This is a genomic window from Streptomyces sp. NPDC001617, assembly GCF_053596855.1.
In genome coordinates this window covers 150,105-156,142 of the sequence record NZ_JBSFHA010000015.1, presented here as the reverse complement: position 1 = coordinate 156,142, position 6,038 = coordinate 150,105, and the positions used below count along the sequence as shown (strand labels likewise).

At 72.1% G+C, this 6,038-nt stretch carries 5 protein-coding genes and 1 rRNA gene; 1 reads left to right on the top strand and 5 read right to left on the bottom strand.

All coding sequences use genetic code 11. The annotated features are described in order from the left end of the window. Positions 1–157: 157 nt before the first annotated feature. Positions 158–274, top strand: a 5S ribosomal RNA gene (rrf, locus tag ACWC09_RS14765). A 96-nt stretch (positions 275–370) separates the two neighbouring features. Here the strand turns inward: rrf and ACWC09_RS14760 are convergent. From ACWC09_RS14760 to ACWC09_RS14740, 5 genes are read right to left on the bottom strand one after another with little or no spacing between them, the layout of a single operon-like run. Continuing rightward, complete coding sequence (locus ACWC09_RS14760; RefSeq protein WP_450850902.1) at positions 371–1,681, bottom strand: DUF58 domain-containing protein; 1,311 nt, start codon at positions 1,679–1,681, stop codon at positions 371–373. Then, positions 1,681–2,670: an AAA family ATPase gene (locus tag ACWC09_RS14755; protein WP_450850901.1), complete on the bottom strand. Its 990-nt coding sequence runs from the start codon at positions 2,668–2,670 to the stop codon at positions 1,681–1,683. The genes ACWC09_RS14760 and ACWC09_RS14755 overlap by 1 nt, the downstream gene beginning before the upstream one ends. Next, the gene (locus tag ACWC09_RS14750) at positions 2,670–3,866 is read right to left on the bottom strand and encodes a DUF4350 domain-containing protein (RefSeq protein WP_450850900.1); all 1,197 of its coding nucleotides are present in this window, start codon (positions 3,864–3,866) and stop codon (positions 2,670–2,672) included. Before ACWC09_RS14750 ends, ACWC09_RS14755 begins: the two co-directional genes overlap by 1 nt. Beyond that, positions 3,863–4,645: a DUF4129 domain-containing protein gene (locus ACWC09_RS14745; RefSeq protein WP_450850899.1), complete on the bottom strand. Its 783-nt coding sequence runs from the start codon at positions 4,643–4,645 to the stop codon at positions 3,863–3,865. Before ACWC09_RS14745 ends, ACWC09_RS14750 begins: the two co-directional genes overlap by 4 nt. Before the next feature lie 4 nt (positions 4,646–4,649). After that, positions 4,650–6,002, bottom strand: a complete 1,353-nt coding sequence (locus ACWC09_RS14740; RefSeq protein WP_450850898.1) for a glycerophosphoryl diester phosphodiesterase membrane domain-containing protein — start codon at positions 6,000–6,002, stop codon at positions 4,650–4,652. Positions 6,003–6,038 lie beyond the last annotated feature (36 nt).

The window sequence follows — 6,038 nt, the reverse complement described above, 5'->3', positions numbered from 1 at the left end:
GTTGATAGGCCGGATCTGGAAGCACGGTAACGTGTGGAGGTGACCGGTACTAATAGGCCGAGGGCTTGTCCTCAGTTGCTCGCGTCCACTGTGTTGGTTCTGAAACCACGAACAGCCCCATGTGCCACACATGGTCCGGTTGTCAGTTTCATAGTGTTTCGGTGGTTATAGCGTGAGGGAAACGCCCGGTTACATTCCGAACCCGGAAGCTAAGCCTTACAGCGCCGATGGTACTGCAGGGGGGACCCTGTGGGAGAGTAGGACGCCGCCGAACAATCTTTGCGAAAACCCCCGGCCGGGGATACCGGTTCGGGGGTTTTCTGCGTTTCAGGGGCCACCGGGATTTCAGTGCCCACCCGGGGCCGCCCGATTACAGGCGGCCCGCCGTCTTGAGTGCCAGATACGCGTCCGCCAGCGCCGGTGCCAATTCGTCCGGCGTCTCGTCGACGACCGTAACCCCGTGTCGGCGGAGTTGATCCGCTGTGCGATGGCGTTCGCTCTGGGCCTGAGCGGCTGCCGCGGCCTCGTACACCGCGTCCGCGTTTCCGCGCGCCGTGGCCATGCGGGCGATGTAGGGGTCCGCCACCGAGGCCACGAGAACCGTGTGGCGCTGGGTGAGTTGGGAGAGGACGGGCAGCAGGCCTTCCTCCACCGGTGCCGTGTCGAGGCTGGTGAGCAGGACGATCAGGGAGCGGCGGGGCGCCGTACGGAGGGCCGTGGCGGTCAGGCCTCGAGCGTCCAGTTCCACCAGCTCGGGTTCGAGCGTGGCCATCGCGTTGACCAGGGACGGGAGTACATCGCGTGCCGTGCGGCCCTGGACCAGGGCGCGGACTCGGCGGTCGTATGCGAGAAGGTCCACGCGGTCGCCGGCGCGGGAGGCGAGGGCGGCCAGGAGCAGGGCCGCGTCCATGGAGGCGTCGAGGCGGGGGGCGTCGCCCACGCGACCCGCCGCGGTGCGGCCGGTGTCGAGGACGACGAGGATGTGGCGGTCGCGTTCCGGGCGCCAGGTGCGTACGGCGACGGCGGACTGGCGGGCCGTTGCGCGCCAGTCGATGGAGCGGGTGTCGTCGCCGGGGACGTACTCGCGCAGGCTGTCGAACTCTGTTCCTTCGCCGCGGATGAGGACGCTGGTGCGGCCGTCGAGTTCGCGCAGGCGGGCCAGTTTCGAGGGCAGGTGCTTGCGGCTGGTGAAAGGCGGCAGGACGCGGACCGTCCAGGGGACTTTGTGGGTGCCCTGGCGGGTGAACAGGCCGAGGGGGCCGTACGAACGGATCGTCACTCGGTCCGCCTGGCGGTCGCCTCGGCGGGTGGGGTGTAGGCGGGTGGTGGTGCGCCGGCGCTCGCCGGCGGGGACGGTGAGGCGGTGGCGGGAGGCTTCCACCTCCGTGCCGGGGTGCCAGCTGCTGGGCGGCCAGGCGTCGCGCAGGCGCGCGCGGAGGGGCCGGCCCGACGGGTTGGTGACCGTGAGGGTGACGTCGGCGGGTTCGCCCAGGCGTACGGAGGTGTCGCCGGAGCGGGTCAGGACGAGGCGTCGTACCGGCGCCGCGAGGGCGAAGTCGCAGGCGCAGGCCACTGCCAGGGGGGCGTTCACCGCGAGGATGCCCGTCCAGCCGGGATCCCAGATGCCGACGGGGAGGGAGCCGAGGGCCGCGAGGAGTGCGGCGCGTCCGGTGAGGGCCATCAGCGGGGGACGGGGACGTGGGCGAGGATCGCGTTGATGACCGAGTCGGCCGTCACGCCTTCCATCTCTGCTTCCGGGCGCAGCTGTACGCGGTGGCGGAGGGCGGGGAGAGCGAGGGCCTTGACGTCGTCGGGGATGACGTAGTCGCGGCCCGTGAGCCATGCCCACGCGCGTGAGGTGGCCAGGAGAGCTGTCGCGCCGCGCGGCGAGACGCCCAGGGTGAGGGACGGGGATTCGCGGGTGGCGCGGCAGATGTCGACCACGTAGGCCGTGATGTCGGGGGAGACCGTCGTTTTGGCGACTGCGGCGCGGGCGGCTTCGAGGTCGTCGGGGCCGGCGACCGGGCGTACGCCGGCGGCGTGCAGGTCGCGGGGGTTGAAGCCCTCGGCGTGGCGGGTGAGGACGTCGATCTCGTCCTGGCGGGAGGGGAGAGGGATCGTCAGTTTGAGGAGAAAACGGTCGAGTTGGGCTTCGGGGAGGGGGTACGTGCCCTCGTACTCGACCGGGTTCTGGGTCGCGGCGACCAGGAAGGGGTCGGGGAGGGGGCGAGGGGTGCCGTCGACCGTGACCTGGCGTTCCTCCATGGCTTCCAGGAGGGACGACTGGGTCTTCGGCGGGGTGCGGTTGATCTCGTCCGCGAGGAGGAGGTTGGTGAAGACGGGGCCGGGCTGGAAGCGGAACTCGGCGGTGCGGGTGTCGTAGACCAGGGAGCCCGTCACATCGCTCGGCATGAGATCGGGGGTGAACTGGACGCGTTTGGTCTCCAGTTCGAGTGCGGATGCGAGGGCGCGGACGAGCAACGTTTTGGCGACCCCAGGGACTCCTTCCAGTAGTACGTGTCCGCGGCAGAGGAGAGCGACGACGAGGCCGGTCACGGCGGGGTCCTGGCCGACCACGGCTTTGGCGATCTCGGCGCGCAGAGCCTCCAGCGAGGCTCGGGCCTTGCCCGGGTCCCCGGTGTGCCCGGCGTTGTCAGTGGTCGGGTCCATCATGGACGGCGTACCTCTCTTTCGAGGGCGTCGAGTTGGTCGGCGAGAGTGATGAGGGCCGCGTCGTCGCCGGGCGGCGGGCCGAAGAGGAGGGTTTGCAGGGCCTGGCCGTCGCCGTGCAGGTGGGCGGACAGGGCGGGGAGCAGAGCCTCGGGCGCGTGCGCCTGGGCGACGGGGACGCCTACGAGGGGGGCGAGGCGGGTGCGGGTGGTGGAGCGAAGACCGGCGGCCGCGCGGTCGCGGGCGTTGGCCTTGCGGTAGAGGCGGGCGCGGCCTTCGACGGTTTCGGAGGCGCGGATCGCCACGGGGAGTTTTTCAGGTACGAGGGGGCCGAGTCGGCGTGCCCTCCAGAAGGCGGCGAGGGCTGCCGCGATGAAGAGCTGCAGCGTGCCCCAGCGCCAGCCGGAGGGCAGCAGGTCGAAGAAGCTCTTCTTGTCGCCCGTGCCGGCGGCCGAGGAGTCGGAGAGCGAGGGGAGGTACCAGACCAGATGGGGGCGGGAGCCGAGGAGTTGGAGGGCGAGCGAGGCGTTGCCCTGTTTGTCGAGGAGATCGTTGAAGAGGATGTCCGGCGCGCCGAGGACGATGGTGTCACCGTCCCCGGAGGTCTCTGGGATGCGCAGCAGGGTGGACAGGCGCTCGCTGGGGTAGCACTTGTCGGCGTCGAGGTGCGTGGTGGTGTAGCGGATGCCGCCGGTGTCCGCGGTCCCGGCGCGCTGGGCGGCGGGCAGTCCGCAGTCGGGGGCGAGTGTCGAGTCGAAGCTGGTGGCGGGGTCCGCGGTGACACCGGGGACGAGCTTCTCGACGGAGGAACTGCCGGGGGCCACGAAGACGGTGCGGCCGCCGGAGCCGACGATCGCCGTGTGCAGGCTGGACTGTTGACGGTGCGTCAACAGGTCCGGGACGGCGACCAGGAGAGTGGTGTCCGGGGCGGCCGCGGCGCGCGCCTCGTCGAGGGTGGTGACCACGCGCGTGGACACGCCCCGGTCGGCGAGGAGTTCGGCGACGGCGCGGCTGCCGTAGGGGTCGACGGAGCGCGGGTCGAGTTCGCCGTGCCGGGTGTCCGAGCGGACCACGGCGATGACCACGGCTGCCACCAGGAGGAGCACGAGAGCGAGTGCGACCCCTCGCGTGCGGGTCCACACCTGGCGGGCGGTGGGCGAGGCCGAGGTGGACGGGAGCGTGGCCTCGGCGGTCATCCGGCGGCTCCCTGGCGGGCGTTGTGGGCCGTGCCGGGGATGCTGCTTGTGAGCTGGGGCTTGGTGCGTTCGACGTCACGGTCGAGTTCGGCGATGCGGTGGTACGACATCTCGCTCGCCCTTCGGCCGCCATATGTGACGTCGTCGAAGTCCCGGGCTGCGGCGCGCAGTCGGTCCGTGTGGGACGGCAGTGCGCGGCCGGCCTCCGCGGCCGCCTCGTCCGCGGTGCGGCCGGGGCGGCCGTCGAGAAGCGTGCGTTCCTCCAGGGAGCGGACGATGGCGCGCATGCGTTCCTGGACGGCCTGGTTCCAGTGGCCCTGGGCGGCGTGTGCCTCGGCGGCGGCGCGGTGTTCCGCCGCGCTGCGGGGGCGGTCGTCGAACAGGGCCGCGGAGGAGACGGGTTGGCGGCCCGGGGTGCCGAGGCGCCACCACAGCGCGCCCAGGACGGCGAGGACGGCCACGAGGACGACCAGGAGGCCGAGCGTGCCTCCAGGGGTCGCGGAGGCGGCCGAGCTGAACAGCTTGTCGATCCAGTCCCAGAAGGCGTTGAGGGCGCGCTGGTACCAACTGGGGTCGTTCTCGTGGTACATGCGCTTGGACAGTTCGCGCCGGGCCGCCTCCCGCGCGGGATCGCGCGGGATGGTCACCGGCGGTTCGTCGCCGGAGCGCGCCGACGACAGTACGGATGTGTGGCCGGCGCGCAGCAGGGCCCGTACGGCCGCTTCGGTGGCGCGCGGCAGCGCCGGCACCGCTGTGAGAACTCCCCCCGTCGGACTCACGGCATCAGCCTCCGGAGCTGGTGTCGCTGCCGTAGCCCTGGACACCGGCGGCGCGGGCCAGGTCGAGGTCGAGGGCCTCGCGGCGGATGCGCTGGTCGATGTAGAGGAGCACGGTCACGCCTGCGGTGATCGGGAACGTGATCATGGAGCCGATCACCGAGCCGATGCCGCTGATGATGAGGAAGGCCCAGCCGGCGTTGCCACCGTCGGTGTTGAAGAGGCCGACGAGGCCGTCTCCGCCGACCGCGGCTGCGATGAAGGTGAAGGGGATCACGACGATCGACGCGACGATGTTCGCGATGACCGTGGCGAGCAGCTGGATGCCGAAGACCCGCCACCAGGAGCCGCGGACCAGCTTCGCGGAGCGGCTCATCGACTTGGTGATGCCCTGCTTCTCCAGCATCAGCGCGGGCGAGGCGAGGGAGAAGCGGACCATCAGCCACAGTGCGATGACGCCGGCGGCGGCGCCGCCGAGGACGCCGAGGGCGACCCCCGCCGTCGTGTTGGCGAAGACGCCCACGAGGATGCCGGGCGTCGCGCCGACGAGGATGATCGCGGCGGCGATGAGCGGCAGCAGGCAGATCAGGCCGAAGAGCTTCACGACCTGGGGGCGCGCGTCGCTCCAGGCCTCGCCTGCGGTCACCGGCTTGCCGAGGACCGCACGGCTGGTGACCGTGGTGAGCAGGGCGGTCGCGGCGACGCTGGCGATCAGCGTGATCAGGGCGACGGCACCGGAGCTGGCCATGACCTCGCCCAGGGCGCGGGTCACGTCGTCGACGGAGGCGCTCGGGTCGTCGAGGGCCGCGGTGCCGGCGTCGTTCAGGACGAGGCCCTGGAGCAGGACGACCAGGACCTGGGTGATCACGGCGACGGTCAGCGAGATGCCGAGAACCGTGCGCCAGTAGGTGCGCATGGTGGAGACCGCGCCGTCGAGGATCTCGCCCACGCCGAGCGGGCGGAGCGGGATCACACCGGGCTTGGCCGCGGGCGGGGGGCCGCCCCAGGCGCCGCCGCCCCAGCCGCCGTAGGGACCCCGACCGCCGTAACCGCCGGGTCCGCCCGGACCGCCGTAGCCACCACCGGGGGGTTGGCCGCCCCAGCCCGGACCGGGTGGTGGGGGCGGCGGGGCCTGGCCGGGGCTTGCGGGGCCGGTGGGCGCGGACCACTGGCCGGCCGCCGGCTGCTCCTTGGACCACTTCACGCCTGGGTCCTGCGGGTTCGTACCCGACTGGTCCGGCTGGTCGGCGGGCTCCGTGGTGCTCGGGCGGTCGGTGGGCTCGGCGGGGCCGGACGCGCCGGGCTCCTGCCCGTCGGACGGGGCAGATCCGGGCGAGGCCCAGCCCGGAGTGTCTTTCATCGTCGCTCCTTCACGGTGCCCGTCCGCGGTCGCGGC